We start from the raw sequence: 26,675 nt of genomic DNA on the forward strand, positions 1-26,675 counted from the left end.
TCGTCGCAAGCGCCTGGCTCTCGCGTTCCATCGGGGCCGGGGGCATATGCCGTTCATTGCGAGCTTCGAGGCGAGCGACTTTCTCTCGACCTTCGTCAGCCTTTTTGTCGCCTTCGCTCTCGGCACGCTGATCGGGGCGGAGCGGCAGTACCGCCAGCGCACGGCGGGGCTGCGCACCAATGTTCTGGTCGCCATCGGCGCCTGTCAGTTCGTCGACATGGCGGTGCATCTGGGCGGGCCGGAAGGAGCGATCCGCGTTGTCGCCTATGTGGTGTCGGGCATCGGCTTTCTCGGCGCCGGCGTCATCATGAAGGAGGGCGCGAATATTCGCGGCCTCAACACGGCGGCGACCCTGTGGTGCTCGGCGGCCGTCGGAGCCTGCGCGGGAGCGGACCTCGTGGCGCAGGCGATTCTGCTCACCCTGTTCGTCCTTGCCGGCAACACCATGCTCCGGCCGCTGGTCACGGCGCTTGAGCGCCTGCCGCGCCCGGAGGAATCGACCGAGGCGACCTATGGCGTGACGGTGGTCACGCGGGCGGCGGTCGCCAATGATCTCATCTCTCGGCTCTCGGCCCTGCTCGAGGCCGCGCATTTCCCGACCGATGTCGTCGCGCAGGAGGATCGCCCGGATGGCAAGGTCGAGCTGCGGGCGACGTTGGTGAACACCTCCGTGCGTGTCGCCGAGCTCGACGCGACGGTCGCGCGGGTCCGCCATCTGCCGGATGTCATCTCCGCGACCTGGACGCGGAGCGCCGCCGACTGAGCTCTCTCACGGGGAAGGGGGTACGGGGCAGGTGGTGTCGCCTTCCTGGCAGGACAGCAGCGGGCGAAGCTCAGCGACACGCTGCTTGGTGGCGTCGGCAAGGCACAGCGCCATCGCCATGGGGTACATGCTGCCGCCTTCGACGGCCGAGGCGCGGAACGCGCACTCCGTGTCGCGGAAGGTGATCCAGGCCTTCTGGGCCGTCACCAGCTTGGCCTTCGTCCCGGCATCCTTGGTCAGACGAGCGACGATGCGGCCGTAAATCTGATTGAGTTCGGCATCGGCCTTTTTGTACGCGGCTCCCGCGCATTCATCGAGGCCCATCTGGGTGGCGTCGGTACAATCCTGCGCGAGCGCGGGCAGCGCCCACAGACCCGCCACGGCAAGCAGCGTGGCGGCGGTCAGCAAACTGCGCATTTTGGCGTTTCCTTATGGTTTACAATGTATTGTCGGCTGATTCTGACATTTTGAATCCGCCGTTCGTCCGGCGAAACAGGCCTGAGATCGTGGCGTCTCCGCAACAGTGTCACGCATTCGCAACCATAACTGGAACCGCGGGACCGGATGCCGTGAAGCCGCCACAAACCGGCACGAAATCCGACGTGTAGGCGAGGGAAAGTAGTGGCCGGGTGCAGTTGCCCGCTACGCCATCGTCCACCGGGATGCGCATAAGAAAATGGACGTCAGGACCATCATCGACAAGCGGAAGCTGCCGAGCCGGCACGTGACCGAAGGTCCGGCGCGCGCCCCGCACCGTTCCTATCTCTATGCGATGGGTCTGACCCGTGAGCAGATCCACCAGCCGCTCGTCGGCGTCGCTTCCTGCTGGAATGAGGCCGCGCCCTGCAACATCTCGCTGATGCGCCAGGCGCAGGCGGTGAAAAAGGGCGTGGCGAGCGCCGATGGCACGCCGCGCGAGTTCTGTACCATCACCGTCACCGATGGCATCGCCATGGGGCATGAGGGCATGAAGTCCTCGCTGGCCTCGCGGGAGGTGATCGCCGACTCGGTCGAACTCACCATTCGCGGCCATTCCTATGACGCGCTGATCGGCCTTGCCGGCTGCGACAAGTCGCTGCCGGGCATGATGATGGCGATGCTGCGCCTCAACGTTCCGTCGATCTTCATCTATGGTGGCTCGATCCTCCCCGGCTCCTTCCGTGGCCAGCCGGTCACCGTGCAGGACATGTTCGAGGCGGTCGGCAAGCACTCCGTCGGGCTGATGTCCGACGATGATCTCGACGAACTGGAGCAGGTCGCCTGCCCCTCGGCCGGGGCGTGCGGCGCGCAGTTCACCGCCAACACCATGGCGACCGTCTCCGAGGCCATTGGCCTCGCGCTGCCCTATTCGGCCGGCGCGCCGGCGCCCTACGAGATCCGCGACCGGTTCTGCATGGCGGCCGGCGAGCAGATCATGGATCTCATCGCCCGCAACATCCGCCCGCGCGACATCGTTACGCTGAAGGCGCTGGAAAATGCCGCGACCGTGGTCGCCGCCTCGGGCGGCTCGACCAATGCGGCGCTGCACCTGCCGGCTATGGCGCATGAGGCCGGCATCAAGTTCGACCTGTTCGACGTCGCCGAGATCTTCAAGCGCACACCCTATATCGCCGACCTCAAGCCCGGCGGGCGGTATGTCGCCAAGGACATGTTCGAGGTCGGCGGCATTCCGCTGCTTATGAAGACGCTGCTCGACCATGGCTTCCTGCATGGTGACTGCCTCACCGTGACCGGGCGGACCATCGCCGAGAACCTCGCCTCGGTGAAGTGGAACCCGGATCAGGACGTGGTGCGCCCGGCCAATGACCCGATCACCGTCACTGGCGGCGTGGTCGGCCTCAAGGGCAACCTCGCCCCGGACGGCGCCATCGTGAAGGTGGCGGGCCTGAAAAACCTGAAGTTCTCCGGCCCCGCCCGCTGCTTCGATGGCGAGGAAGCCTGCTTCGAGGCTGTCGCCCAGCGCGCTTATGCCGATGGCGACGTGCTGGTCATCCGCTATGAGGGCCCCAAGGGCGGCCCCGGCATGCGTGAAATGCTCTCCACCACTGCCGCGCTCTACGGGCAGGGCGCCGGCGACAAGGTGGCGCTGATTACCGACGGACGCTTCTCCGGCGCCACGCGCGGCTTCTGCATCGGCCATGTCGGGCCGGAGGCGGCGGTTGGCGGCCCGATCGGGCTGATCCGCGACGGCGACATCATCACCATCGACGCAATCGAGGGCACGCTGGACGTGGCGCTCTCGGACGAGGAACTCGCCGCCCGCCGGGCGGAGTGGGTGCCGCGTCCCTCGCCCGTCGGCTCGGGGGCCATCTGGAAGTTCGCGCAGGCCGTGGGGCCCGCCCGTGAGGGCGCGGTCACCCATCCCGGCGGCGCGGCCGAGACATCGTGCTATGCGGATATTTGAGCGCCCAGTCTTTCTCGCCCTCATGGGCGCCGCGTTTGGCGGCGTCGTGATGGCGCTCGCGCCGGCTCCCGCGCGGGCGTTCGATGGCTCGACCGATTCCGCCTCGGCGGCGCAGGCGCTGCCCAAGGGCGTCGTGCCACCCTCCGGCACCCGCCCGCTTGAGGAAGTCGTGCGCTTCGGCGCGCAGGCGCTGCGTTCCGGCGACATGGAGAAGGGGATCGATTCCCTGCGCTATGCCGCCGATCAGGGCCATGCCGGCGCGCAGTGGAAGCTCGGGCGCATGTATGCCGAGGGCGAGGGCGTCGAGCGCAACGACATCAAGGCGTTCGAGTACTTCACCCAGATCGCCAACCTGCATGCCGATGACAACCCGTCGGCGCCGCAGGCGCGCTTCGTGGCCGATGCCTTCGTGGCGCTCGGCGGCTATTACCTCGTCGGCATTCCCAACAAGGTGCGCCGCGATCCGAATCGCGCGCGCGACATGTTCGCCTATGCCGCCTCCTATTTTGGCGATCCCGACGCGCAATATCACCTCGCCCGTCTGTATATCGACGGCGACGGCGTGCCGCGCGATCCGCGCTTTGCCGCCCGTTGGCTCGGCCTTGCCGCCCATAAGGGTCAGTATCAGGCGCAGGCCGCGCTTGGTGGGCTGCTGTTCAAGGGCGACGATGGCATTCCGCGTCAGGGCGCGCGGGGGCTGATGTGGCTGACGCTGGCCCGTGACGCGGCCGCCGGTCCCGAGGACAAGTGGGTCGTCGACCTCTATGAGGAGGCCTTTGCTGGCGCCAGCTCGGATGAGCGCGCCATGGCACTGGTCTATCTCGAGCAGTACATGAAGAACGTGCGCTGAGCGCGCCGGCCTTCCTCATCCCCCGACATCGAACTCCGCCCAGACCGGCACATGGTCCGACGGCTTCTCCCAGCCGCGCACATGCTTGTCGATGCCGGCGCTCTTCAGCCGGTCGGCGGCCTGCGGCGAGAGCAGCAGATGATCGATGCGGATGCCGTTGTTCCGCGGCCAGGCACCCGCCTGATAGTCCCAGAAGCTGTAGAGGCCGGGCTCGTCCGTGGTGGCGCGTAGCGCGTCGGTCAGGCCGAGATTGAGCAGTTCGCGGAACGAGGCGCGGGTCTGCGGCAGGAACAGCGCGTCATTCACCCAGGCCTGCGGATGGGCGGCATCGGCCGCTTCCGGGATCACATTGTAGTCGCCGCAGACGATGAGCGGCTCTTCCAGTGCGAGGCGGGCGGCGACATGGTCCTTCAGCCGCGCCATCCAGCCGAGCTTGTAGGGGTATTTCTCGGTGCCGACCGGATTGCCGTTCGGCAGATAGAGCCCGCACACCCGCACCGCGCCCTGCGACGTCGACACCACCACCTCGATGAAGCGGGACTGCACGTCGCTTTCATCGCCGGGCAGGCCGGGCGACACCTCGTCGAAGGGCAGGCGCGAGAGAACCGCGACGCCGTTGAAGCCCTTCTGGCCGTGGACGGCGACATTGTAGCCGAGCGCTTCGAACGCCTCGCGCGGGAACTGGTCGTCCTGGCACTTGATCTCCTGCAGGCACACGATGTCCGGCTGGCGGTCCTTCAGCCAAGCGACCGTGTTGTCGATGCGCAGGCGGACGGAATTGACGTTCCAGGTGGCGATGATCATCGGGGCCTGCCAGGTCGGTGAATCGGAGCGCGAGCTTACAGCACCGGCATCAGCCGGCGCAGGATGAGCGCGGACGAGAGCGCGACCTCATCCACGAACTGCCGGAAATCGAAATGCGATTCGTTGCCGGCGAGATCTGAAAGCGCGCGGATGACCAGCCAGGGCACGCCGAAGGCGGCACAGGCCTGAGCCATGGCGGCGCCTTCCATCTCGACGGCGACGCCGCCCAGCTCCTCATGCAGACGCCGGCGCAGGCTCTCGCTGTTGACGAACTGATCGCCGGTCAGCACGCGGCCGAAATGCAGGCGGGGAGGGCGCTCATCGGAGGTGGCGGAGAGCGGCGACAGCGCCATATCGGCGAGCGCCGCGCGCACCCGCTCGAGCAGCGCGGCTTCGGCGCTGTGACCGAGCTCATCGGTCGGCGCGAAAAAAGGAAGAAAGCCGGCCTGATAGACGGTGAAGCCGGCCTCCGAGGTATAGCCGGCATCGTGCTGGACCACATGATCGGCGATCACCACGTCACCAATCGCCAGCGCGGGATCGAGCCCGCCGGCAATCCCGGAGAACACCACGACGCGGCAGCCGAAGCGCTCGATCAGCAGCGTCGCGGCTATGGCGGCATTGACCTTGCCCATGCCGGCGCGGGCCAGCACCACGGGCTCGCCGTCGAGTCGACCGGCATGAAAGCGCATGCCGGCGACCTCGGTGATCTCGGCCGCGATCAGGTTGTCGGCGAGATAGGCGAGCTCCTGCGGAATCGCGCAGAGAACGCCGACCGGACCCATCACAGGGCGAAGCTGGTGCCGCAGCCGCACGAGGACGTCGCGTGCGGGTTGTTGATGCGGAACGAGGCGCCGATCAGGTCATCGACGAAATCGAGCTGCGAGCCGGACATATACTCAAGCGAGACCGGGTCGATCACCACGCGGGCGGCGCCGTCGACGATCACGATATCGTCCGCGTCACGCTCGCGGGTGATGTCGAACTTGTACTGGAAGCCGGAGCAGCCGCCACCCTCCACGCTGACCCGCAGCATGGCATCGCCGGGTTCGCCCTGGAGAATCTCGGCGATGCGGCGGATGGCACTCGCGGTTACCCCGACGCCCGTGGCGGGGGGAGGCGAACCGGCGTTTGAGGACGCATTCGGCAGTGCGGGGCTTGCGCTCATCTCGCGGCCTTCGGGTTGAATATGAACTGACTGGATAGTTAAGTGCTGCCGGCCCCGAGTCAAAGGGGCATCGACGCAGGGGAGATGCGCGCATGGCGGTGGCCGGAGCAGAGCCGCGCGTGGCATGGGCCTCGCGGGCGGAAGAAAGCCGCGGCCGTCTCCATGGCGAGCCGGACGGCGACGGGCGCAGCCGCTTCCGCCGCGACGCGGACCGCATTATCCATTCCTCGGCCTTCCGCCGCCTCGCCTACAAGACACAGGTCTTCTCCTATCACGAGGGTGACCATTACCGCACGCGCCTGACCCATACGCTGGAGGTCGTGCAGGTCGCCCGCTCGCTGGCGCGCGCGCTCGGGCTCGACGAGGATCTCGCCGAGGCGCTGGCGCTGGCGCATGACCTCGGCCACCCGCCCTTCGCCCATGCCGGCGAGCGCGTGCTCGACGCCTGCATGGCCGGCTATGGCGGCTTCGACCACAACGCCCAGTCGCTGCGTGTCGTCACCCGGCTGGAGAATCGCTACCCCTCCTTCGACGGGCTCAACCTCACCTGGGAGACCCTCGAGGGCATCGTGAAGCATAATGGCCCGCTCGCCGGGCCGCTGCCGCATGCCATCGAGGTTCACGCGGAGAAGCAGGATCTGTGGCTGTGGAGCTGGGCCTCCGCCGAGGCGCAGGTTGCCGCCATCTCCGACGACATCGCCTATGATGTGCACGATCTCGACGACGGCCTGCGAGCCGGCCTGTTCGACATCGAGGAATTCGCCGACCTGCCGCTGGTCGGCAATATCATCGCGGATATTCGCACGCATTTTCCGGGCCTCGACCGCTCCCGCTTCATCCATGAAATCGGTCGGCGGATGATTACCGCGCTGATCGAGGATGTGGTGGGGGAGACCCGCCGCCGTGCGGCCCACGCCCAGCCTGACAGCGCGGATGCCGTGCGGCGCCTCGGGCGGACTCTCGTCGGTTTCTCCGTTCCGATGGCAGAGGCCGAGCGGGCAGTGAAGGCCTTCCTGTTCCCCCGCATGTACCGTCACCCCCGCGTGATGGCGGAGATGGATGCGGCGGGCGAGGTCGTGCGGGCGCTGTTCAACCGCTACATGCAGGACGACCGGGCGCTGCCGGAGGAATGGCGCGCCGGTGTCGCCGGCCGCACCGAGTCCGCCCGCGCCCGGCGGATCGCCGACTTCATCGCCGGCCAGACCGACCGCTATGCGCTGGCCGAACATGCCCGTCTCTTTGACAGCGTACCTGAACTGCGGTAGCGGCAGCGGCCGTCCTTTCCGGCCCTGCGGGCCGACGCGCCGAGCCGAGAGCTGCTGCCGATGAACCTGTTCGCCATCTTCGCCGACCATGTGCGTGACGCCGTGGGCCAGCTTGCCGCTGAAGGCCGCGTGCCGGCCGGGCTCGATGTAGCGCGCGTCGTGGTCGAGCCGCCGCGCGAGGCCAGCCATGGCGATCTCGCGACCAATGCCGCGATGGTGCTGGCCAAGGAAGCGAAGATGAAACCCCGCGACCTCGCCGAGGCGCTGGTGCCGAAGCTCGCGGCCGTCGCCGGCGTGGCGCGCGTCGAGGTGGCGGGCCCCGGCTTCATCAATATCGCGCTTGATCTCGCCTACTGGCCGCGCGTGCTGGCGGCCGCGCTGACGGCGGGCCGTGCCTTCGGCCGCTCCGAGCTGGGCGCCGGCGAGAAGATCAATGTGGAGTACGTCTCTGCCAACCCGACCGGGCCGATGCATGTCGGCCATTGCCGCGGCGCGGTGTTCGGCGATGCGCTGGCGAACCTTCTGGCCTTTGCCGGTCACGAAGTGACGCGCGAATATTACATCAACGATGCCGGCGTGCAGGTGGACGTGCTCGCGCGCTCCGCCTTCCTGCGCTACCGCGAGGCGCTGGGCGAGGCGATCACCATTCCCGACGGCCTCTATCCCGGCGACTATCTGGTCCCGGTCGGCCATGCGCTGGTCGCCAAATATGCCAACACGCTGCTCGCGAAGTCCGAAGCCGAGTGGCTGCCGCTGGTGCGCGGTGTCGCCATCGACATGATGATGGCGATGATCCGCACCGACCTGAAGGCGCTGAACATCAGCTTCGACGTCTACTTCTCCGAGCGCACGCTCCATGCTCGCGAGGGCGGCAACGCCTCGATCATCGACCGGCTGCTGGACGAGATGCGCGCCCGCGACCTTGTTTATCAGGGCAGCCTTCCCCCGCCCAAGGGCGCGCCGGTGGAGGATTGGGAGGATCGGGAGCAGACCCTGTTCCGCGCCACCGGCTTCGGCGACGAGATCGACCGCCCGCTGGTGAAGTCGGACGGCACCTACACCTACTTCGCCGCCGATATCGCCTATCACAAGAACAAGTTCGATCGCGGCTTTAAGCAGATGATCGACGTCTGGGGCGCCGATCATGGCGGCTATATCAAGCGGATGCAGGCGGCGGTGACCGCCGCGACCGCCGGGCAGGGCGCGCTTGATGTCGAGATCTGCCAGCTCGTGCGCCTGCTGCGTAATGGCGAGCCGGTGAAGATGTCGAAGCGCGCGGGCACCTTCGTCACGCTGCGCGACGTCGTGGATGAGGTCGGTGTCGATCCCGTCCGCTTCATGATGCTCTACCGCAAGAACGACGCGGTGCTCGACTTCGATCTCGCCAAGGTGATCGAGCAGTCGCGCGACAATCCGGTGTTCTATGTCCAGTATGCCCATGCGCGGGCATCCTCGATCCTGCGCAATGCGCGCGAGGCGTTCCCGGACCTGCCGACCGAACTGGGGGCCTTTGCGGAGGCCGAGCTCTCCCGTCTCGATGACGAAGGGGAGATTGGGCTTGCCAAGCTCATCGCCGCCTATCCCCGGCTCATCGAGCAGGCGGCCAGCGCGCGCGAGCCGCACCGCGTGGCGTTTTATCTCTACGATCTCGCCAGCGCCCTGCATGGACAGTGGAATCGCGGGAAAGACATGCCACATTTACGCTTCATTATCGAAGATGATCGAAACTTGACCTACGCGCGGCTGGCGCTTGTGCACGCGGTCGCGCTGATCATCGCTTCAGGACTTTCGATTCTTGGAGTCGATGCTCCCGAAGAAATGCGGTGAGCGAGTCGCGGAACGGGTGCTTCCTCCTGAGGTGCCCGCAGATCGCATCTGACCTGCCGCCGCCGATGTGCCGCCTCCCGGCGGGTGTGTAGCGAGACGCAGCGAACAGGTTCGGTGAACATGGCCAACGACACGACGCGTAATCGGCAGGGCGGTCCCGCTGAGGATCCGCTTGCCGAACTCGCTCGCCTGATGGGTCAGGAAGACGAATTCGCGGATCTGCTGCGTCAGGCCCAGTCCGCGCGGCCTGCGGCTCGTCCGGCCGCGCCCGCGCCGGCCAGTCCGCCCCCTGCGGCGGCGCGCCCGCCGCTGCCGCCGCGTCCGGCCTCGACCCGTCCCTCGGCCCCGCCGAGCGCCCCCCCGGCCCAACCTCGTCCCGCCGCGCCGACCTCTTTCTCGGCGCTGGCGGCTGATGTCTTCGCCGAGACGCCGCGCCGTCCGGCCCCGCCCGCGACTCCCGCGCCGCGTTCCTCGCTTGAGGATACGGCGCGCGATCTCAACCGCTCCATGGTCCGCCCCGAGCGGGCTGCGCCGCCGGCTCCGCGCCCTCCCGAGCCGCGCGCTCCGCAGCCCCGTTCGCGTGACGAGGCGGCGATTGGCGACAGCGCAGCCGACGCCATTTCGCGCGCCCTGTCGCAGCCGTTCAATCTGGTGGATGACCCGGTCTATGAAGATCCCCGCGCTGCCGGGCGGGCGGCCCCGCGTGGCGAATCGGCTCCGCCGGCCTGGATGGCGCGTGGCGCGGCTCCGGCCCCGGCTCCCGCTCCCGCGCGGGACGCTCCGGCCGGCGACGATGCCTATGATTACGGCCGCTCGGCTGACGCCGATGAAGGCTATGACGAGGAAGAATTCGTCGAGCAGAATTACCAGATCGATGGCGAGGAGCGGGCTCGGTCCGGCCGCCGCCGCCTGGCGCTCGTCGTCGCCGTTGTGGCCCTCGCCGCCGTCGGCACGGTCACCGGCTATGTGCTCGTCGCCAATAAGCGCGCCAGCGTCTCCGCCTCGGGCGATGCGCCGGTGATCCACGCCGAGCAGGGGCCGAACAAGATCGTGCCGTCCCAGCCGGCGCCGGAGGCCTCCTCCGACGGCCAGAAGCTGATCTATGACCGCGTTGGCGGCAGCGCCCCGACTGGCAATGAGCGGGTCGTCTCCAGCGAGGAGCAGCCGGTCGATGTGAGCCAGGCGGCACAGCCGCAGCCGCGCGTCATCCAGCCGGCCACCAGCCCGAGCGCAAAGACAACCGAACCCAAGCGCGTGCGAACCCTCACCGTGCGGGCCGACGGCACGATCGTCGAGGACGCGACGCCGAGCCCTGTGCCTCCCGGCACGACGGCTTCCGTCCAATCCTCCGCGCAGCCGACGGCCTCCGCCCCGGCGCCGCTGAGCACCGGCTCGGGCGCGCCGGTCTCGACCAGCCCGACGCCGCTCGCCGCGACGCCCTCCATCGTGCCCAACGCGCCGAACCCGCCGGCCCGCGTTGCCGCCGCGCCGACACCGGCTCCGGCAGCGACCTCCGCCGCTCCGGCGCCGGCGGGCGCCTATGTGGTGCAGATCGCTTCGGTGCGCTCGGAGGCGGAAGCCCAGGCCACCTGGCGCTCCATGCAGGCGAAGTTTCCGGGCGTGCTGAACGGCCAGTCCATGGCGGTGCGCCGGGCGGACCTTGGCGACCGCGGCATCTACTACCGCGCCCAGGTTGGCTCCTTCACCAATCGTGACGATGCCAATGCACTCTGCCAGGCGCTGCGCGCGCAGGGCGGGGATTGCATGGTCCAGCGCAACTGACCCCTAACCGAAGCAGCCGTCCCATGACCGCCACGACCGCGCCGCGCGCCTTTATCACCGGCTGCGCCGGCACGCATCTGACGGCGGAGGAAGAGACCTTCCTTCGCGAGACCAATCCCTGGGGCTTCATCCTCTTTCGCCGCAACATCGAGACGCCCGCGCAGGTTGCCGCGCTTGTGGCGGCGTTCCGCGCGCTCGTCGACCGGCCCGATGCGCCGATCCTGATCGACCAGGAAGGCGGGCGCGTGCAGCGTCTCGGCCCGCCGCACTGGCCGATCTACCCCCCGGCGGATGTCTTTGCCCAGCTTGCCGCCACCGCCAGCGAAGCCCGCGGGGCGGAGGCCGCGCGTCTCGGGGCGCGGCTGATGGCGGACGACCTTGCCGCGCTTGGTATCAATGTGGACTGCGTGCCCTGTGCCGATCTGCGCCTGCCGGAAGGCCACGGCATCATCGGTGACCGGGCCTATGGCGAGACGCCCGAGCGCGTTGCCGTGCTCGCCCGTGCCGCCGCCGAGGGGCTGATGCAGGGTGGCGTGCTGCCCGTGCTCAAGCACATTCCCGGTCATGGCCGCGCGCGCGCCGACAGCCATGAAAGCCTGCCAGTGGTCGAGACGTCGCGCGCGGAGCTGGAGGCGACGGATTTCGAGGCGTTCCGCCGGCTCGCCGATCTTCCGCTCGGCATGACCGCCCATGTGGTCTACGCCGCGATCGACCCCGACGCGCCGGCCACAACCTCGAAGCGTGTCATCGACGAGATCATTCGCGGCTTCATCGGCTTCGATGGCGCGCTGATGAGCGACGATCTCTCCATGGGTGCGCTTGCCGGCTCGCTCGCCAGCCGCACGGCAGCCTCCTTCGCTGCCGGCTGCGACCTCGTGCTCCACTGCAATGGCAAGATCGACGAGATGCGCGAGGTCGCCGCGCACGCTCCGGTTCTCGCCGGGGACGCCGCCCGGCGTTGCGCCGCCGCGTTGGAGCGGGTCGCGCGTCCCACGATGATCGAACAAACGCAGGCGCGCGTTCAATTTTCGGCTATGATCGCGGCGTCCTAACGCCAGCGCGGTCACTTCATGGAGCAAAGCCAGTTCGCTTTCGAGGCGGATGACGCCCGTTCGCCGGGCGAGCCGTCGCTCGTCGTGGACGTGGACGGCTTCGAGGGCCCGCTCGACTTGCTGCTGGCGCTTGCGCGGACGCAGAAGGTGGATCTCGGGCGCATCTCGATCCTCGATCTCGCCGAGCAATATCTCACTTTCGTCGAGGCGGCACGGCGCATCCGGCTGGAACTTGCCGCCGACTATCTCGTGATGGCCGCCTGGCTGGCCTATCTGAAATCCCGCCTGCTGTTGCCCGAGCCGACGAAAGAGGAAGGGCCGAGCGCGGCCGATCTCGCCGCCGACCTCACCGAACGCCTGCGCCGGCTGGAGCAGATCCGCGCGGCGGCAGCGCATCTGGCGACCCGCGACCGCATCGGCCACGAAGTGTTTGAACGCGGTGCGCCGGAGCCGCTGGAGCGCGGCGGGCCACAAACCTATGAGGCGACGCTGTACGAACTGCTCGCCGCCTATGGCGCGCAGCGGCAGAAGATGGCGCTGTCGCAGGTGCGTTTCGCCCCGCGCAACGTCGTGTCTCTGGCCGAGGCACGCGAGCGGCTGGAGCGGTTGATCGGCCGCCTCGCGCTTGGCGGGGAATGGGCGCGGCTCGACGGTTTCCTGCTCAACTGGATGGCGGACCCGAAAATGCGGGCGACCGCGCTCGCCTCCGGCTTTTCGGCGAGCCTGGAGATGGTGCGCGAGGGGCTGATCGACGTGCAGCAGGAGGCGCCCTTCGCTCCGATCTGGATTCGCACGCGCGCGACCGGCGGGGAGGGGGCATGAGCGCGGAGGCGGCGCGTGTGCCGCAGCCCGACCGCGAGCCTCTGATCCCCGACCGTGCGCTCGGGCTACGGCTGCTGGAGGCCATGCTGTTCGCTGCCGGCGAGCCGCTGGACGAGGCGACGCTGGCCGCCCGCCTGCCGGAGGGATCAGACCTGCGCGCGCTGCTGGCGCAACTGGCGGCGGATTATGCGCCGCGCGGCGTCAATCTCGTCCGGGTCGCTGGCAAGTGGATGCTGCGCACCGCGCCCGATCTCGGCTTCCTGCTGTCGCGCCACAAGCCGGAGCCACGCCGCCTCTCCCGCGCGGCGCTGGAGACGCTGGCGATCATCGCCTATCACCAGCCGGTGACGCGGGCGGAGATCGAGGAAATCCGTGGCGTTTCAACCAATAAGGGCACGCTCGACGTGCTGCTCGCCGCCGGCTGGGTGCGGATGCGCGGGCGCCGGCGCAGCCCCGGCCGGCCGGTTACCTATGGCACCACGGAGACCTTTCTGGTGCATTTCGGGCTCGACAGCATCCAGGATCTGCCGGGTCTGGAGGAGCTGCGCGGCACCGGGCTCATTGACGCGCGCGTCTCCGCCGGCTTAACCGTGCCCCTGCCCAGTGACGATGCCGGGCTGAAGGACGACGAGGATCCGCTGGAGCCCGAGTTCGACCTCTCCTTCGCCCCGGAACCGGAGGCGGATGATGAGGACGAGGGGTAGCGGCGGTTCCTCGCAGAGGAAAGGCGCCGCATGTCCCAGATGCCGGTCCGCGCGCAGGCCCGCACTCCGGTCTCGCTCGCCAATCGCCTGACGCTGGACGGGCTTCGCCACGCCTTTGGCGCCTCGGAATCGGTGCGCGGCATCTCGCTCACCGTCGAGCCCGGCGAGATCCTGTGCCTGCTCGGCCCGTCGGGCTGTGGAAAGACCACGCTGCTGCGCCTCATCGCCGGCATCGAGCGGCCGAGCGCCGGCCAGATCCTGCTCGACGGCAAGGTGGTGGCCGGTCCGGGCGTGTTCGTCCCGCCGGAAAAACGCAGCATTGGCCTTGTTTTTCAAGACTATGCGCTGTTCCCGCACCTCACCAACGAGCAGAACGTCGCCTTCGGTTTGCGGGCGCTCAGTGCGGGCGATGCGAGGGCGGAGGCGTTGCGGGCTTTGGCGCGGGTGCGGCTGGAGGCGCATGCGCAGGATTATCCGCATGCGCTGTCGGGCGGCGAGCAGCAGCGCGTGGCGCTGGCCCGTGCGCTTGTGCCACGCCCCGGCATTCTCCTTATGGACGAACCTTTCTCCGGGCTGGACAGTCGCCTGCGTGGCAGTGTGCGCGCGCAAACCCTTGCCGTGCTTAGGGAAGCGCGCGCGACCTGCATCATCGTCACGCATGACCCGGAGGAGGCGATGCGGCTCGGGGACAGGATCGCGCTGATGCGCAAGGGCGAAATCGTCCAGCTCGGCACGCCCGAAGAACTCTACCGCCACCCGGCGGATCTGTCCGCCGCGCGCTTCTTCAGCGAGGTTAATGAGGTGAACAGTGTGGCCAGTCAGGGCAAGATTCACACGCCCTTCGGCGACTACCCGGCACCCGGCCTCGCCGAGGGCAGTCCGGCCGTCGCGGCCATCCGCCCGCAGGGGGTCGATCTGCGCGCGCCCGGCACCGGGGTGCCCGGCCGGGTGATCAACCACCGATTCCTCGGCGAGCTCGATCTCTATGAGGTCGCGGTCGAGGGCCTCGATACCCCTTTGGTCGCACGCCGCCGCCCGGTTGCCGGATTGCACCGTGGCCATGACGTAGGCGTGCACATCGACGCGGCTGAAGTTCTTGTCTTCGCCGCAACCGGGCCCTAGTGTCCGCTCACAATTGCGAAGCGTCGTCACCAGGGGCCGGCGGCGCCTCGGACAGGGAGTTGTAAAATGGGTTCGCTGAGCATCTGGCATTGGATCATCGTGCTGGTCGTCGTGCTCCTCCTCTTCGGCCGCGGCAAGCTGTCGGAGCTGATGGGCGACGCCGCCAAGGGCATCAAGGCCTTCAAGAAGGGCATGTCGGACGACGACGAGACGCCCGCCAAGCCGGCCGAGCCGGTGCGTTCCCTCGACCACCAGTCGAGCGTTGAAGCCGAGCGGACCAAGGTCGGCTGAAGCCCGCTCGCGGGCGTTCTTGATCGGGGAGGGCCGCTGCGGCGGCCCCGGCTTGACATATGCTTGATATCGGCTGGTCCGAACTACTGGTGATCGGCGTCGTCGCTCTGGTCGTGATCGGGCCCAAGGAATTGCCGACTGTCCTGCGCAAGATAGGGCAGGGGGTCGGCAAGCTGCGCCGCATGGCCGGCGAGTTCCAGGGGCAGTTCAACGAGGCGCTGCGCGAGGCGGAGCTATCCGACCTCAAGGACAGCGTGAGCGGTCTGCGCAACGACCTCTCCGGTCTGGCCGACAATGCGCGCTCGACGCTGAGCAACGCCTTTCCGACCAATCCGCTGCAGGATCTCGATACCGAGATGAAGGCGACCTCGACCCCGGTCGAGCGCACGGACCTGCCGGCGGCCGACATCGAGGCGCAGCTTCCCGCGCCGAGCGAGCTGGAAACCCACGCCTTCGAGACCATCGAAGACGAGGTGCGCGCCGCGACGCAGAAGATGGAGCCTGCGGGGCCGGCCGGCGCTGCCGTTGCCGCCGCCGCGCCGGTGTCGGCTTCTGCCGCCCCGGCGACGGCGCAGCCACCGGCGCCTGCCGCGGTGACGCCTGAGAAGGCCCCAACCACGGCGCCGGCCGCGCCGGCCTCCACGGTGGCCGACGCTCCGCCGCGCCCGGCGCTGCCCAAGCGGGCGACGCGCCGCAAGGCGGCTCCCGCCTCTGACGCTGCCGCCGATCCGGTGGTCGCGCCGGTTGCCGCCACGCCCAAGGAAATCGCCTCCAAGGAAATAGCCTCCACGGAAAGCGCGCCCAAGCGTGTCGCCAAGCCGCGTGTGCGCGCCAAAGCCGCCGAGGTTGTGGCCTCGACCGGTGAGCTGCCGCTTGATACCCCGCCGGCCGCCGCCAAGGCGTCTCCCAAGCCCCGGTCTCGCGCCGCCAAGGCGCCGGCCGGTTCTACCGGCAATGAAGGGCCGGGCGCATGAGCCAGGACGATATCGACGCCTCCAAGGCCCCGCTGATCGAGCATCTGATCGAGCTGCGCTCGCGGCTGATCAAGTCGCTGATCGCCTTTTTCATCGCCTTCTTCGCCTGCTTCATGCTGGGCAAGTTCATCTACAATATCCTGCTCTGGCCCTATGAGTTCGCGGCCGGCGGCACCGAGCATGTGAAGCTGATCTACACGGCGCCGCAGGAATTCCTGTTCACCCAGATCAAGCTCGGCATGTTCGGGGCGGCGTTCATCTCCTTCCCGGTGGTGGCGACGCAGATCTACATGTTCGTGGCGCCCGGCCTCTACAGCCACGAGAAGAACGCCTTCCGCCCCTATCTGGTGGCGACGCCGGTGTGCTTCCTGATCGGCGCGGCCTTCGTCTATTTCGTCGCCATGCCCATGGCGATGACCTATTTCCTCTCCATGCAGCAGGCCGCCGGCCCCGGCACGCCGGAAATCTCCATGCTGCCGCAGGTGAGCGAATATCTCTCGCTCATCATGACGCTGATTTTCGCCTTCGGCATTTGCTTCCAGCTGCCGGTGATCCTGACGCTGCTGGCGCAGATCGGCGTGGTCTCGTCCGATCAGCTGAAGAAGTTCCGCCGCTATGCGATTGTCGGCGTGTTCGTCGTCGCGGCGGTGCTGACCCCGCCCGACGTGGTCAGCCAGCTCGGCCTCGCTATCCCCACCCTGCTGCTCTACGAAATCTCGGTGATCCTCGTGCAGATGATCGAGAAGCGGCGCGCCGCGCGCGAGGCGGCGACCGAGGGCTCGGTGGCGTAAGGGGCGTCCCGCGCGTCGCGTTTGATCGGTGCCCGTGCGATCGCCGCCCTTGTCGGCGGCGCCGTCATTGGGTAGTCCCCTGCGGCACGGGCCACAGGGCCGATCAGACGCGAAAGCGAGACGTCCATGCACGACATCAAATGGATTCGCGAGGAGCCCAAGGGCCTCGTGACCGCTCTCACCCGCCGGGGCACGCCCGAGAGCGAGGCGCAGGCGCTGGTGGACGGGCTGATCGCGCTCGACGAGCGCCGCCGCGCCGGCATCGTGAAGCTGGAAGAGCTTCAGGCCCGCCGCAACGCCGCCTCCAAGGAAATCGGCGCCGCCAAGAAGGCGGGCGACACGGCCCGCGCCGACGCGCTGATGGCCGAGGTCGGCGCGCTGAAGACCGATATTCCCGCGCTGGAAGAGGATGTGAAGGCGGTCGAGGCCGAGCTTCACACGCAGCTCGCCGCCATTCCGAACGCGCCGCTCGACGTGGTGCCGGACGGCAAGGACGAGCACGACAATGTCGAGATCGACCGTGTCGGCGCGCCGCGCTCTTACGCCTTCACGCCGAAGCAGCATTTCGAGATCGGCGAGGCGCTCGGCCAGATGGATTTCGAGGCCGCCGCCAAGCTCTCCGGCGCGCGCTTTGTCGTGCTCAAGAGCCAGCTCGCCCGGCTGGAACGTGCCATCGGCCAGTTCTTCATCAACACCCATGTCGACGAGCACGGCCTCACCGAGGTCGCGCCGCCGGTGCTGGTGAAGGACGAGGCGATGTTCGGCACGGCGCAGCTGCCGAAGTTTCGCGAGGATCAGTTCTTAGTCGGAACGGCACCCGGCCGCGACATGGGCGTTCGTCGTGCCCATAGCTTGGGGACAAAGGGGATAGACGAAGATACGGCAGCAGAGGAGGCTGCTGAGCTTGAACGGATAGCAAGCCACTCCCTCTGGCTCATCCCCACTTCCGAAGTGCCGCTGACCAATCTCGTCGCGCAGTCCATCCTCTCCGAGGAAGAACTGCCGATGCGCCTTACCGCGCTCACCCCCTGCTTCCGTGCCGAGGCCGGCTCGGCGGGGCGCGATACGCGTGGCATGATCCGCCAGCACCAGTTCAACAAGGTGGAGATGGTCACCATCTGTACGCCCGAGACCTCGCTGGACGAGCAGGAACGGATCCTCGCCTGCGCGCAGGCCGTGCTGAAGAAGCTCGACCTGCCGCACCGCGTGGTGACGCTCTGCACCGGCGACATGGGCTTCGCCTCGGCCCGCACCTTCGACATCGAGGTGTGGCTGCCCGGCCAGAACGCCTATCGCGAGATTTCCTCGGTCTCGACCTGCACCGACTTCCAGGCCCGCCGGATGAATGCGCGCTACCGGGCGAAGGACGCCAAGGCGCCGCGCTATGTCCACACGCTCAACGGCTCGGGCGTCGCGGTTGGCCGCGCGCTGGTGGCGATCCTCGAGACCTACCAGAACGAGGACGGCTCGGTGACCGTGCCGGACGTGCTGGTGCCCTATATGGGCGGGCTGACGCGGATCGGCGGGTGAGCGACGGCGGGTGACGAACAGCGTCATCCCGGACGGCCAAGGGCCTAAGCGTCATCCCGGACGGCCGAAGGCCGAGCCGGGATCGCGTGACGCGGACCCGCCAGAGGGCCGTCATCCCCGGGCTTGGCCCGGGGATCCACGCCTTCTGATCGCAGGCGCCCGTGAAAGACGTGGATGGCCGGGACAAGCCCGGCCATGACGGCGAGAGGAGTTGGAGGACCGATGCGCATCCTGGTCACGAATGACGACGGCATCCATGCGCCGGGGCTCGAGGCCTGCGCCAACATTGCGCGGGCGCTCTCGGACGATGTGTGGATCGTCGCGCCGGAGACCGACCAGTCGGGTGTGTCGCATTCGCTCTCGCTCTCCGACCCGCTGCGGCTGCGGCAGATCGAGGAGAAGCGCTTCGCGGTGAAGGGCACGCCGACCGACTGCGTCATCATGGCGGTGCGCCACATCCTCAAGGACCACAAGCCGGACCTCGTGCTCTCCGGCGTCAATCGCGGGCAGAACGTCGCCGAGGATGTCGGCTATTCCGGCACGGTGGCGGGCGCCATGGAGGGCACGGTGCTCGGCATCCCCTCCGTCGCCCTGTCGCAGGCCTATGGCTTCGAGACCCGCAAGGCGCCGCCCTACACGGTCGCCGAGCATTTCGGGCCGGACGTGGTGCGCACGCTGCTGAAGGAGGGCATCCCGCCGGGCATCGTGGTCAATGTGAACTTCCCCAACCGCCCGGTGGGCGAGGTGAGGGGGGTAAAGGTCACCGCGCAGGGCCGGCGCAACCAGGATCTGCTGCGCATCGACGAGCGGGCGGACGGGCGCGGCAATCCCTATTACTGGATCGCCTTCGAGAAGCGCATCTTCGAGACGGTGAACGGCTCGGACCTGCACGCGCTGGACGAGGGCTTCATTTCGGTGACGCCGCTGCGCTTCGACATGACCGACGAGCCGATGATGACGCAGCTCGCGCAGGTCTTCGCGCGGCCATGACGGAGGCGTCCGACGAGGCGCTGGAGCGGGCGCAGCTTCTCCTCGCGCTGCGCCAGCGCGGCATTCGCGACCGGGCGGTGATGAGCGCGCTGGAGCGCGTGCCGCGCGAGCGCTTCGTCGAGGCGGGCCTGCGCCCGCTCGCCTGGGCCGACCAGGCGCTGCCCATTGACTGCGGCCAGACCATCAGCCAGCCCGCCGTGGTGGCGCTGATGGCGCAGGCGCTCGACCTCGCCCCCGGCCATCGCGTGCTGGAGGTCGGCACCGGCTCGGGCTACGCGGCGGCGATCCTCGGCCATATCGTGCGCGAGGTGGTGAGCGTCGAGCGCTTCCGCACGCTGGCCGACGCGGCGGCGCGCCGGCTCGATTCGCTGGGGCTGTCCAATGTCGAGGTGGCCATCGCCGACGGGATGCGCGGCTATGGCGCCCGCGCGCCCTATGACCGCATCCTGCTGTCGGCGGCGGTGGAGGAAATCCCGGCGGCGATCCTCGAACAACTGACCCCCGAGGGGGTGCTGGTCGCCCCCGTCGGCCCGCCGCACGATACCCAGATACTGCTGCGCCTTGCCCGAACGGCAGGCGGGCTGGAACGGCGCGAACTCGGCCATGTCCGCTTCGTGCCGATGCGGCCGGGAATCGCGACGGTGCTTTGATCCTCCTGCCCCGAAAAGGCCGCGAAGGTTGCCGAACGCGCGGTGATTTAAGCCGACGTTTACCTATACGAGGTTTTAATCGACCTCACAGTTTTAGCGTTCGGGTGCGGTGAGATGCGTAACTTTCTGACGACCTCCGGCAGCAGCTCCCTGGTACGGCTTTCGGTTGTCGCGCTTCTTGGTGGCACGGCTGCCGCCTGCAGCTCGGATACGGGTCGCTTCAACGATCCGAACGCCAGCCCGTTCGCCACAAGCGCCGGGGCGCCGAGCTACACCGGCTCGGTCGCCGCCGCTCCCACGGGGGTCGTGCAGCAGGCGCCGATGGGCGGTCCGATGGGGTCTCAGGTTGCGGCCGCCCCGCTCGCGTCGCCATCCGCGCCGCCCTATCCCGCGCCCTATGGCTCCACGTCGGCGCCGGCCTATCCCGCCCCCTACGGCGCTCCCCAGCAGCTTGCCAGCGCCGCCCCGAACTACCCGGTCGCCGCCGCCGCTCCGACCTCCTATCCCGCCGCCGCGCCCGTGCCGGCGACGCAGCCGCTCTATGGCGCGCAGCCCCAGCAGCTGGCGCCGCAGGCCGCCGCGCCGCGCGCGCCGCAGATGGCCGCTGCCGGCGGCGGCAGCCATGTGGTGAAGCCCGGCGAGACGCTGAGCTCCATCGCCCGCAATTACGGCGTGCCGCGCGGCACGCTCGCCGCCGCCAATGGGCTCGACATCAACGCGCAGGTGCAGATCGGCCGGACTCTGACCATTCCGGGCGCCGGTGCCGCTGCCGCCAACCCGGTCGCTGCCGCGCCCAAGCCCGCAACGACCCCCGTCGTTGCCGCCGCGCCGCAGCCGGTTGCCCCCGCGGCGCCCGCCGCACCCAAGCCCGCCGCCGTTGCCAGTGCGCCGGCGACCCCGGCGCCGGTCGCCGTCGAGAAGCCGCAGACCATCGCCGCGGTGAAGCCGGCCGAGACGCCGGACGACATGCGCACCAGCTCCGGTACGCAGTTCCGCTGGCCGGTCCGTGGCCGGGTGATCTCGACCTTCGGGCCGAAGCCCGGCGGGCAGCAGAATGAGGGCATCAACGTCTCGGTGCCGGAAGGCACGGCGGTCAAGGCCGCCGAGGACGGTGTTGTCGCCTATGCTGGCAGCGAGCTGAAGGGCTATGGCAACCTCGTGCTGATCAAGCACGCTGATGGCTACGTCACCGCCTACGCGCATAACAGCGAGCTGGAGGTGAAGAAGGGCGATACGGTCAAGCGCGGCCAGGTCATCGCCAAGGCCGGCCAGACCGGCAATGTGACCTCGCCGCAGGTGCATTTCGAGATCCGCAAGGGCTCGCAGCCGGTCGACCCGTCGCAGTATCTCGCCGGCCTCTGAGCCGCCGAGCCGTTCCGGCGGAGCGCTGCGCTCCGCCGTTCCCCACCCGGCGTGACGTTTGGACCTCGGCGCCGGTCAGCGCGGGGCGGCTGGCGGTTCCGACAACGATACGCCCAGCCGTCCCGCGACATCCTGAACATATTGCCAGGCGGTGCGCCCCGAACGTGCGCCGCGCGTGGTCGCCCACTCCAGCGCCTCGGCCCGCAGCGTGTCGGCGTCGAGTGGCAGGGCGAAATGGGCGGCATAGCCTTCCACCATGGCCAGATAGTCGTCCTGGCTGCATTTGTGGAAGCCGAGCCACAGTCCGAAGCGGTCGGACAGCGACACCTTCTCCTCCACCGCCTCGCCCGGATTGATCGCCGTCGAGCGCTCATTCTCCATCATGTCGCGCGGCAGAAGATGCCGGCGGTTGGAGGTGGCGTAGAACAGCACATTCTCCGGCCGCCCCTCGATGCCGCCTTCCAGCACCGCCTTGAGCGACTTGTAGGAGGTGTCGTCGGCGTCGAAGGAGAGATCGTCGCAGAACACGACGAATCGGAACGGCGCCGGGCGCATGAGCGCCATCAGCGCGGGCAGGGATTCGATATCCTCGCGATGGATCTCCACCAGCTTCAGCGGCGACTTGCCCTCGCTGGCCATCACCGCATTGACGCTGGCATGAGCGGCCTTGACCAGCGAGCTCTTGCCCATGCCGCGCGCGCCCCAGAGCAGGGCGTTGTTGGCGGGCAGGCCGCGGGCGAAGCGCAGCGTGTTGTCGAGGAGCTGCTCGCGCGTGCGCTCGATGCCCTTGAGCAGCGCCATCTCGACCCGGCTGACCTTCGGCACGGGGGCGGGATGCCTGGCGTCCGTCTGCCAGACAAAGGCGTCGGCGGCCTCGAAGTCGCCCCGCGCGGCCGGCACCGGGGCAAGGCGTTCCAGTGCCTCAGCGATGCGCACGAGCAGCGGGCCGAGATCGGGCGGGGCGGCGGCGTCGGAAGCGTGGGTCATGGCGGGCTCCTTGTCCGCCCGGAATAGCCAGCCGGCCCGGCGAGGACAAGCGCGGGGCGCGGGACACATCGCGCGGGACGCAGGACACATCGCGCGGGACTCATGGGCCGTGGATGCTGTCCCATCCGTGACCGGGACGGGCGCCCGCGCCGTTTGCAATCGGCAGGCGCCTCAGTATAGTCCGCGCCGCTTCCGCCGGGCCTTCCGCCCGCCACTCTTCGACGGACAAGGAACCGACATGTTCATCACTCCCGCCTTCGCGCAGGGCGCCGCTCCGGGCGGTACCGACATGCTGATGTCGCTGCTGCCGTTCGTGCTGATTTTCGTCATCATGTACTTCCTCATCCTGCGTCCGCAGCAGAAGAAGGTGAAGGCGCATCAGGAGCTGGTGAAGAATATCCGCCGTGGCGACACGGTGGTGACCACCGGTGGCCTCATCGGCAAGGTCTCCCGCGTGGTGGACGACACCGAAATCGAGCTGCAGCTCGCCGATGGCGTGAAGGTCCGCCAGCTTCGTGCCCTGATCTCCGACGTGCGCGCCAAGGGCGAGCCCGCCAAGGAAGACAGCGCCGCCTGACGCTTACCTCTTGCGGGCGTTCCTGAGGGGCGGCCGGAAAGAACGACATGCTCTATTTCTCGAAATGGAAGGCACTGGCGATTGCGGTGTTCTCGACGATCATCTGCCTGATGATCGTGCCGAGCCTGCTGCCGCCGGCCGCCTATGACAGCCTGCCGCGTATCCTCCAGCGCAAGATCGTCCTCGGCCTCGATCTGCAGGGCGGTTCCTACATCGTCCTCCAGGTCGACGCGAACGAACTGCGCAAGGGCCGGCTCGAACAGCTCCGCGACGATGCCCGTCGCGTGCTGCGCGATGCCAAGGTCGGCTATAGCGGCCTCGCCATCCAGGGCGACAGCGTGCAGATCCGCATCCGCGAGGGGCAGGACGCCGACGCGGCGCTGACCCAGCTTCGTGCCCTCGCGCAGCCTCTGGGCGGCGCGATGGCGACGACCGGGCAGATGGATATGGACGTGTCGCGCTCGGGCGATATCATCACGATCACCCCGACCTCGGCGGGCATCCAGTCCCGCACGATCCAGGCGGTGTCGCAGTCCATCGAGATCATCCGCAAGCGTATCGACCAGCTCGGCACCACCGAGCCGTCGATCCAGCGGCAGGGTGCCGACCGCATCCAGGTGCAGGTGCCCGGCCTTCAGGATCCCTCGCGCCTGAAGGCGCTGCTCGGCCAGACCGCCAAGCTGACCTTCCGCCTCGTCGACACTTCGATGAGCGCGCAGCAGGCGCTGCAGGGCCGTCCTCCGGCGGGCACGGACGTGCTCTATTCGGAAGACCAGCCGCCGGTGCCCTATCTCATCGAGCAGCGCGTGCTCGTCGCCGGCGAGGATCTCACCGACGCCCAGCCGAGCTTCGATCCGACGACGCGCGAGCCGGTCGTCACCTTCCGCTTCAACACCAATGGCGCGCGCCGCTTCGCCGAGGCGACGCAGGCCAATGTCGGCCGGCCCTTCGCGATCATCCTCGACAACAAGGTGATCTCGGCCCCGGTCATCCGCGAGCCGATCCTTGGCGGCTCGGGCCAGATCAGCGGCAGCTTCAGCGTCCAGCAGGCGAACGATCTCGCCATCCTGCTGCGCGCCGGCGCCCTGCCGGTGCCACTGCAGGTGGTGGAAGAGCGCACGGTCGGCCCGGGCCTCGGTGCCGACTCGATCCGTGCGGGCGTCATCGCCTCGCTGGTCGGTGCGGGCGCCGTCGCACTGTTCATGGTCGCCACCTATGGCCTGTTCGGCGTGGTGGCGGTGATCGCGGTCGCCATCAATGTCGGCATGATCTTTGGCATCCTCGCCATGCTCGGCGCGACGCTGACGCTACCCGGCATTGCCGGCGTGGTGCTGACCGTCGGCATCGCGGTAGACTCGAACGTGCTGATCTATGAGCGCATCCGCGAGGAAGCACGGGCGGGCCGGTCGGCGATCTCCGCCATCGACGCGGGCTTCTCGCGCGCGCTGGCGACTATTCTTGATTCGAACATCACCACCTTCATCGCGGCGGCGGTGCTGTTCTATATCGGCTCGGGCCCGGTGCGTGGCTTTGCCATCACCTTTGGCATCGGCATCATGACCACCGTGTTCACGGCGTTCACCCTGACCCGCCTGATGGTGGCGATGTGGGTGCGCTGGCGCCGTCCCCAGCGCGTGCCGATCTGAGAAAGTCGAAAGTCATGCGTCTGCTCCGCATCGTCCCTGACGATACCAAATTCGACTTCATGCGCTTCCGGCGCATCAGCTTCCCGATCTCGGCGATCCTGTCGATCGTGGCGCTGGTCGCTTTCATGACTGTCGGGCTGAATTTCGGCATCGACTTCAAGGGCGGCACGCTGCTTGAGGTGCGCTACCCCAACAGCACGCTGAACATTGGCGATGTGCGCGCCAAGCTCGAGTCGCTCGAGCTTGGCGAGGTGCAGATCCAGGAAATCGGCAATGATGGCGAGGTGCTGATCCGCGTCGCCCAGCAGCCGGGCGGCGAGGCGGCCCAGCAGGCTGTGGTCGGCAAGGTGCGCGCCGCGCTCGGCGAGGGCGTGGAGTATCGCCGCGTCGAGGTGGTGGGCCCGCGCGTGTCGCAGGAACTGCTCAGCTACGGCATCGTCGGCCTGATGCTCGCCGTGCTCTGCATCCTGATCTACCTGTGGTTCCGCTTCGAGTGGCAGTTCGCGCTGGGCGCCTCCATCGCCAATTTCCACGACATCGTGCTGACCATCGGCTTCATGGCGATCTTCCAGATCGACTTCGATCTGACCAGCGTCGCCGCGCTGCTGACCATTCTCGGCTACTCGCTGAACGACACCATCGTCATCTATGACCGCATCCGTGAAATGCTGCGGCGCTACAAGAAGATGCCGACGGACGAGCTGCTGAACCAGTCGATCAATTCCACCCTGTCGCGCTCGGTCATCACCCATGTCACCGTGACACTGGCGCTGCTCGCGCTGGTGCTGTTCGGCGGCCGGGCGATCCATAGCTTCTCCATCACCATGATGTTCGGCGTGGTGCTGGTCGGCACCTACACCTCGATCTTCATCGCCTCGCCGCTGCTGATCTATCTCGGCGTGTCGACCCGCGCGCTGGCGGAGAAGGCCGAGAAGGACGCGCAGAACGCCGCGAACTCCAAGGCGGAACGCCTCGCGCCCTGAGGCGTCTTCATCGGGCAGCGCCGCGCAGGGAGACCCTTATGGCCAAGGCCGATGCCCATCTGCCGCAGCAGGTGCCGATCGACGGTTATGGCGGTGGCGGGTTCCACTTCGCCGGCATGGCCTCGGCCGGCTCCATCCTCGCGCTGCCCTCCGGCATCCATGCCTGGGGGCCGCGCGTGACCACCGAGATCGACGTGGCCGCGCTGCGGCCCGTGCTGGAGCAGGCCGGCGCCATCCAGCTCCTGCTGATCGGCACCGGGCTTGATCCCTGGGCGATCCCGGATGCGCTGCGCTGGCAGTTGCGCGATGTCGGCATTTCCGTCGATGCCATGCCGACGCGCGCGGCGGCCTCGACCTATAACGTGCTGCTGGCCGAGGGGCGGCCGGTGGCGGCGGCGCTCCTCGCGCTGCCCTGACGACGGCCGCGGGGGCGCATGAGCGAGACGAACACCGATTATTGCGCGGCGCTGGTGCGCGGTTTCGACCGCGACCGCTACATCGCCGACCTGTTCGCGCCGGCCGAGCTGCGCGGCGCGCTGTTCGCCCTGCACGCCTTCAACATCGAGGTCGCCCGCGTGCGCGAGGCGATCAGCAACCCGATGGCCGGTGAGGTACGCCTGCAATGGTGGAGCGACGCGCTGATCGGCGAGGCGCGCGGTGATGTGCGGGCGAACCCGGTGGCGGGCGCGCTGCTGGAGGCTGTCGAGCGCCACCATCTGCCGCGCGAGACCTTCTTCGCCCTGCTCGATGCCCGCATCTTCGATCTCTATGACGACCCGATGCCGTCGGTGAACGACCTCGAAGGCTATGCGGGGGAGACATCCTCCGCCCTGATCCGTCTCGCCGGCATCATTCTCACCGGCACCGCCGACCGGCGCTCGGCCGATGCGGCCGGCCATGCGGGCGTGGCCTATGCCGTGACCGGCCTGTTGCGGGCGTTTCCGTTCCACGCCCGGCGCGGCCAGTGCTATGTGCCGCTCGATATCCTCGCCGCCCATGGCCTTGGCCGGGATGACGCGGTGTCGGGCACCGCCACGCCGGCGCTGAGGGCGGCGCTGGGCGATCTGCGCGCCCTGGCGCTCAAGCATTACGAACGGGCGCTGGCGAGCCTTGCCGGCACCGATCCGGCGCTTCTGCCGGCCTTCCTGCCTCTGGTGCTGGTGCCCGGCGATCTGAAGCGCATGGAACGGGCGCATGACCCCTTCACAGAAGTGCCGGCAATGCCGCCTATGATGCGCATCTGGCGCCTGTGGAGAGGGGCGGGCGCCCTGCGCCGCGCGCTGTAAGCTCTGGCCGTTTGGCCGGCCGGGCATGAATCATGCTAGCGGTTC

General features: G+C 68.4%; 27 protein-coding genes. 22 read left to right on the top strand and 5 right to left on the bottom strand.

Annotation, left to right across the window (positions count from 1 at the left end; all coding sequences use genetic code 11):
* Positions 1 to 46: 46 nt before the first annotated feature.
* Positions 47 to 763, top strand: a complete 717-nt coding sequence (locus tag OU996_RS13900; RefSeq protein WP_267582201.1) for an MgtC/SapB family protein — start codon at positions 47 to 49, stop codon at positions 761 to 763.
* A gap of 6 nt (positions 764 to 769) precedes the next feature.
* On the opposite strand, the gene OU996_RS13905 is transcribed toward OU996_RS13900, so the two are convergent.
* Positions 770 to 1,180: a lysozyme inhibitor LprI family protein gene (locus OU996_RS13905; RefSeq protein WP_267582202.1), complete on the bottom strand. Its 411-nt coding sequence runs from the start codon at positions 1,178 to 1,180 to the stop codon at positions 770 to 772.
* A 259-nt stretch (positions 1,181 to 1,439) separates the two neighbouring features.
* On the opposite strand from OU996_RS13905, the gene ilvD reads away from it, so the two are divergent.
* Positions 1,440 to 3,167: a dihydroxy-acid dehydratase gene (gene ilvD, locus OU996_RS13910; RefSeq protein ID WP_267582203.1), complete on the top strand. Its 1,728-nt coding sequence runs from the start codon at positions 1,440 to 1,442 to the stop codon at positions 3,165 to 3,167.
* Positions 3,154 to 4,017: a tetratricopeptide repeat protein gene (locus tag OU996_RS13915; RefSeq protein ID WP_267582204.1), complete on the top strand. Its 864-nt coding sequence runs from the start codon at positions 3,154 to 3,156 to the stop codon at positions 4,015 to 4,017. Before ilvD ends, OU996_RS13915 begins: the two co-directional genes overlap by 14 nt.
* Positions 4,018 to 4,032: 15 nt before the next feature.
* Here the strand turns inward: OU996_RS13915 and xth are convergent, their stop codons facing one another.
* Genes xth through OU996_RS13930 form a run of 3 tightly spaced genes read right to left on the bottom strand, consistent with a single transcriptional unit; the run spans position 4,033 to position 5,989 of the window.
* Positions 4,033 to 4,821 carry an exodeoxyribonuclease III gene (gene xth, locus OU996_RS13920; RefSeq protein ID WP_267582205.1) on the bottom strand — a complete coding sequence of 263 codons (789 nt, stop codon included), beginning with the start codon at positions 4,819 to 4,821 and terminating at the stop codon, positions 4,033 to 4,035.
* 35 nt (positions 4,822 to 4,856) lie between these two features.
* Positions 4,857 to 5,606 carry a 5'-methylthioadenosine/adenosylhomocysteine nucleosidase gene (locus OU996_RS13925; protein WP_267582206.1) on the bottom strand — a complete coding sequence of 250 codons (750 nt, stop codon included), beginning with the start codon at positions 5,604 to 5,606 and terminating at the stop codon, positions 4,857 to 4,859.
* Complete coding sequence (locus tag OU996_RS13930; RefSeq protein ID WP_267582207.1) at positions 5,606 to 5,989, bottom strand: HesB/IscA family protein; 384 nt, start codon at positions 5,987 to 5,989, stop codon at positions 5,606 to 5,608. The genes OU996_RS13925 and OU996_RS13930 overlap by 1 nt, the downstream gene beginning before the upstream one ends.
* 92 nt (positions 5,990 to 6,081) lie before the next feature.
* On the opposite strand from OU996_RS13930, the gene OU996_RS13935 reads away from it, so the two are divergent.
* The 14 genes from OU996_RS13935 (at position 6,082) to OU996_RS14000 (ending at position 21,151) form a co-directional block, all read left to right on the top strand.
* Entirely contained in the window at positions 6,082 to 7,254 is a 1,173-nt protein-coding gene (locus OU996_RS13935) for a deoxyguanosinetriphosphate triphosphohydrolase (protein ID WP_267582208.1), read from the top strand.
* A 60-nt stretch (positions 7,255 to 7,314) separates the two neighbouring features.
* Complete coding sequence (gene argS, locus OU996_RS13940; RefSeq protein ID WP_267582209.1) at positions 7,315 to 9,081, top strand: arginine--tRNA ligase; 1,767 nt, start codon at positions 7,315 to 7,317, stop codon at positions 9,079 to 9,081.
* Between the two features lie 120 nt (positions 9,082 to 9,201).
* On the top strand, positions 9,202 to 10,863 hold the full coding sequence (locus OU996_RS13945; RefSeq protein ID WP_267582210.1) for an SPOR domain-containing protein: 1,662 nt from the start codon (positions 9,202 to 9,204) through the stop codon (positions 10,861 to 10,863).
* A 23-nt stretch (positions 10,864 to 10,886) separates the two neighbouring features.
* Positions 10,887 to 11,915, top strand: coding sequence for a beta-N-acetylhexosaminidase (gene nagZ / locus OU996_RS13950; protein ID WP_267582211.1), 1,029 nt, complete (start codon positions 10,887 to 10,889; stop codon positions 11,913 to 11,915).
* A gap of 18 nt (positions 11,916 to 11,933) precedes the next feature.
* Positions 11,934 to 12,737, top strand: coding sequence for a segregation and condensation protein A (locus tag OU996_RS13955; RefSeq protein ID WP_267582212.1), 804 nt, complete (start codon positions 11,934 to 11,936; stop codon positions 12,735 to 12,737).
* Positions 12,734 to 13,441: an SMC-Scp complex subunit ScpB gene (gene scpB, locus OU996_RS13960; RefSeq protein ID WP_267582213.1), complete on the top strand. Its 708-nt coding sequence runs from the start codon at positions 12,734 to 12,736 to the stop codon at positions 13,439 to 13,441. Before OU996_RS13955 ends, scpB begins: the two co-directional genes overlap by 4 nt.
* A gap of 30 nt (positions 13,442 to 13,471) precedes the next feature.
* Entirely contained in the window at positions 13,472 to 14,563 is a 1,092-nt protein-coding gene (locus OU996_RS13965) for an ABC transporter ATP-binding protein (protein ID WP_420712634.1), read from the top strand.
* A 66-nt stretch (positions 14,564 to 14,629) separates the two neighbouring features.
* On the top strand, positions 14,630 to 14,854 hold the full coding sequence (locus OU996_RS13970) for a twin-arginine translocase TatA/TatE family subunit (protein ID WP_267582214.1): 225 nt from the start codon (positions 14,630 to 14,632) through the stop codon (positions 14,852 to 14,854).
* 59 nt (positions 14,855 to 14,913) lie between these two features.
* Positions 14,914 to 15,828: a Sec-independent protein translocase protein TatB gene (tatB, locus tag OU996_RS13975; protein WP_267582215.1), complete on the top strand. Its 915-nt coding sequence runs from the start codon at positions 14,914 to 14,916 to the stop codon at positions 15,826 to 15,828.
* Positions 15,825 to 16,619: a twin-arginine translocase subunit TatC gene (gene tatC, locus OU996_RS13980; RefSeq protein WP_267582216.1), complete on the top strand. Its 795-nt coding sequence runs from the start codon at positions 15,825 to 15,827 to the stop codon at positions 16,617 to 16,619. The genes tatB and tatC overlap by 4 nt, the downstream gene beginning before the upstream one ends.
* Before the next feature lie 126 nt (positions 16,620 to 16,745).
* Complete coding sequence (serS, locus tag OU996_RS13985) at positions 16,746 to 18,149, top strand: serine--tRNA ligase (protein ID WP_267582217.1); 1,404 nt, start codon at positions 16,746 to 16,748, stop codon at positions 18,147 to 18,149.
* A gap of 222 nt (positions 18,150 to 18,371) precedes the next feature.
* Positions 18,372 to 19,139 carry a 5'/3'-nucleotidase SurE gene (gene surE / locus OU996_RS13990; protein ID WP_267582218.1) on the top strand — a complete coding sequence of 256 codons (768 nt, stop codon included), beginning with the start codon at positions 18,372 to 18,374 and terminating at the stop codon, positions 19,137 to 19,139.
* A complete protein-coding gene (locus OU996_RS13995) occupies positions 19,136 to 19,789 on the top strand; it encodes a protein-L-isoaspartate(D-aspartate) O-methyltransferase (protein WP_267582219.1) in 654 nt (217 codons plus the stop codon). Before surE ends, OU996_RS13995 begins: the two co-directional genes overlap by 4 nt.
* A gap of 114 nt (positions 19,790 to 19,903) precedes the next feature.
* Positions 19,904 to 21,151: a peptidoglycan DD-metalloendopeptidase family protein gene (locus OU996_RS14000; RefSeq protein ID WP_267582220.1), complete on the top strand. Its 1,248-nt coding sequence runs from the start codon at positions 19,904 to 19,906 to the stop codon at positions 21,149 to 21,151.
* A 75-nt stretch (positions 21,152 to 21,226) separates the two neighbouring features.
* On the opposite strand, the gene OU996_RS14005 is transcribed toward OU996_RS14000, so the two are convergent.
* The gene (locus OU996_RS14005) at positions 21,227 to 22,138 is read right to left on the bottom strand and encodes an ATP-binding protein (RefSeq protein ID WP_267582221.1); all 912 of its coding nucleotides are present in this window, start codon (positions 22,136 to 22,138) and stop codon (positions 21,227 to 21,229) included.
* 238 nt (positions 22,139 to 22,376) lie between these two features.
* On the opposite strand from OU996_RS14005, the gene yajC reads away from it, so the two are divergent.
* The 5 genes from yajC to OU996_RS14030 are packed head-to-tail and all read left to right on the top strand — an operon-like array spanning position 22,377 to position 26,630.
* Complete coding sequence (yajC, locus tag OU996_RS14010) at positions 22,377 to 22,715, top strand: preprotein translocase subunit YajC (RefSeq protein ID WP_267582222.1); 339 nt, start codon at positions 22,377 to 22,379, stop codon at positions 22,713 to 22,715.
* Between the two features lie 47 nt (positions 22,716 to 22,762).
* Positions 22,763 to 24,361, top strand: a complete 1,599-nt coding sequence (secD, locus tag OU996_RS14015; RefSeq protein ID WP_267582223.1) for a protein translocase subunit SecD — start codon at positions 22,763 to 22,765, stop codon at positions 24,359 to 24,361.
* Positions 24,362 to 24,375: 14 nt separating this feature from the next.
* Positions 24,376 to 25,344: a protein translocase subunit SecF gene (gene secF, locus OU996_RS14020; protein ID WP_267582224.1), complete on the top strand. Its 969-nt coding sequence runs from the start codon at positions 24,376 to 24,378 to the stop codon at positions 25,342 to 25,344.
* Between the two features lie 38 nt (positions 25,345 to 25,382).
* A complete protein-coding gene (locus OU996_RS14025; RefSeq protein WP_267582225.1) occupies positions 25,383 to 25,760 on the top strand; it encodes an Mth938-like domain-containing protein in 378 nt (125 codons plus the stop codon).
* Between the two features lie 18 nt (positions 25,761 to 25,778).
* Positions 25,779 to 26,630 carry a phytoene/squalene synthase family protein gene (locus OU996_RS14030; RefSeq protein ID WP_267582226.1) on the top strand — a complete coding sequence of 284 codons (852 nt, stop codon included), beginning with the start codon at positions 25,779 to 25,781 and terminating at the stop codon, positions 26,628 to 26,630.
* Positions 26,631 to 26,675 lie beyond the last annotated feature (45 nt).

Origin of the sequence: Ancylobacter sp. SL191, assembly GCF_026625645.1 — a bacterium.
GTDB lineage: Bacteria > Pseudomonadota > Alphaproteobacteria > Rhizobiales > Xanthobacteraceae > Ancylobacter.

Bases quoted from the DNA above. Each gene is read 5' to 3' on its own strand.
- OU996_RS13900 (WP_267582201.1), top strand. From the start codon at position 47: ATGCCGTTCATTGCGAGCTTCGAGGCGAGCGACTTTCTCTCGACCTTC.
- OU996_RS13905 (WP_267582202.1), bottom strand. From the start codon at position 1,180: ATGCGCAGTTTGCTGACCGCCGCCACGCTGCTTGCCGTGGCGGGTCTG.
- ilvD (WP_267582203.1), top strand. From the start codon at position 1,440: ATGGACGTCAGGACCATCATCGACAAGCGGAAGCTGCCGAGCCGGCAC.
- OU996_RS13915 (WP_267582204.1), top strand. From the start codon at position 3,154: ATGCGGATATTTGAGCGCCCAGTCTTTCTCGCCCTCATGGGCGCCGCG.
- xth (WP_267582205.1), bottom strand. From the start codon at position 4,821: ATGATCATCGCCACCTGGAACGTCAATTCCGTCCGCCTGCGCATCGAC.
- OU996_RS13925 (WP_267582206.1), bottom strand. From the start codon at position 5,606: ATGGGTCCGGTCGGCGTTCTCTGCGCGATTCCGCAGGAGCTCGCCTAT.
- OU996_RS13930 (WP_267582207.1), bottom strand. From the start codon at position 5,989: ATGAGCGCAAGCCCCGCACTGCCGAATGCGTCCTCAAACGCCGGTTCG.
- OU996_RS13935 (WP_267582208.1), top strand. From the start codon at position 6,082: ATGGCGGTGGCCGGAGCAGAGCCGCGCGTGGCATGGGCCTCGCGGGCG.
- argS (WP_267582209.1), top strand. From the start codon at position 7,315: ATGAACCTGTTCGCCATCTTCGCCGACCATGTGCGTGACGCCGTGGGC.
- OU996_RS13945 (WP_267582210.1), top strand. From the start codon at position 9,202: ATGGCCAACGACACGACGCGTAATCGGCAGGGCGGTCCCGCTGAGGAT.
- nagZ (WP_267582211.1), top strand. From the start codon at position 10,887: ATGACCGCCACGACCGCGCCGCGCGCCTTTATCACCGGCTGCGCCGGC.
- OU996_RS13955 (WP_267582212.1), top strand. From the start codon at position 11,934: ATGGAGCAAAGCCAGTTCGCTTTCGAGGCGGATGACGCCCGTTCGCCG.
- scpB (WP_267582213.1), top strand. From the start codon at position 12,734: ATGAGCGCGGAGGCGGCGCGTGTGCCGCAGCCCGACCGCGAGCCTCTG.
- OU996_RS13965 (WP_420712634.1), top strand. From the start codon at position 13,472: ATGTCCCAGATGCCGGTCCGCGCGCAGGCCCGCACTCCGGTCTCGCTC.
- OU996_RS13970 (WP_267582214.1), top strand. From the start codon at position 14,630: ATGGGTTCGCTGAGCATCTGGCATTGGATCATCGTGCTGGTCGTCGTG.
- tatB (WP_267582215.1), top strand. From the start codon at position 14,914: ATGCTTGATATCGGCTGGTCCGAACTACTGGTGATCGGCGTCGTCGCT.
- tatC (WP_267582216.1), top strand. From the start codon at position 15,825: ATGAGCCAGGACGATATCGACGCCTCCAAGGCCCCGCTGATCGAGCAT.
- serS (WP_267582217.1), top strand. From the start codon at position 16,746: ATGCACGACATCAAATGGATTCGCGAGGAGCCCAAGGGCCTCGTGACC.
- surE (WP_267582218.1), top strand. From the start codon at position 18,372: ATGCGCATCCTGGTCACGAATGACGACGGCATCCATGCGCCGGGGCTC.
- OU996_RS13995 (WP_267582219.1), top strand. From the start codon at position 19,136: ATGACGGAGGCGTCCGACGAGGCGCTGGAGCGGGCGCAGCTTCTCCTC.
- OU996_RS14000 (WP_267582220.1), top strand. From the start codon at position 19,904: ATGCGTAACTTTCTGACGACCTCCGGCAGCAGCTCCCTGGTACGGCTT.
- OU996_RS14005 (WP_267582221.1), bottom strand. From the start codon at position 22,138: ATGACCCACGCTTCCGACGCCGCCGCCCCGCCCGATCTCGGCCCGCTG.
- yajC (WP_267582222.1), top strand. From the start codon at position 22,377: ATGTTCATCACTCCCGCCTTCGCGCAGGGCGCCGCTCCGGGCGGTACC.
- secD (WP_267582223.1), top strand. From the start codon at position 22,763: ATGCTCTATTTCTCGAAATGGAAGGCACTGGCGATTGCGGTGTTCTCG.
- secF (WP_267582224.1), top strand. From the start codon at position 24,376: ATGCGTCTGCTCCGCATCGTCCCTGACGATACCAAATTCGACTTCATG.
- OU996_RS14025 (WP_267582225.1), top strand. From the start codon at position 25,383: ATGGCCAAGGCCGATGCCCATCTGCCGCAGCAGGTGCCGATCGACGGT.
- OU996_RS14030 (WP_267582226.1), top strand. From the start codon at position 25,779: ATGAGCGAGACGAACACCGATTATTGCGCGGCGCTGGTGCGCGGTTTC.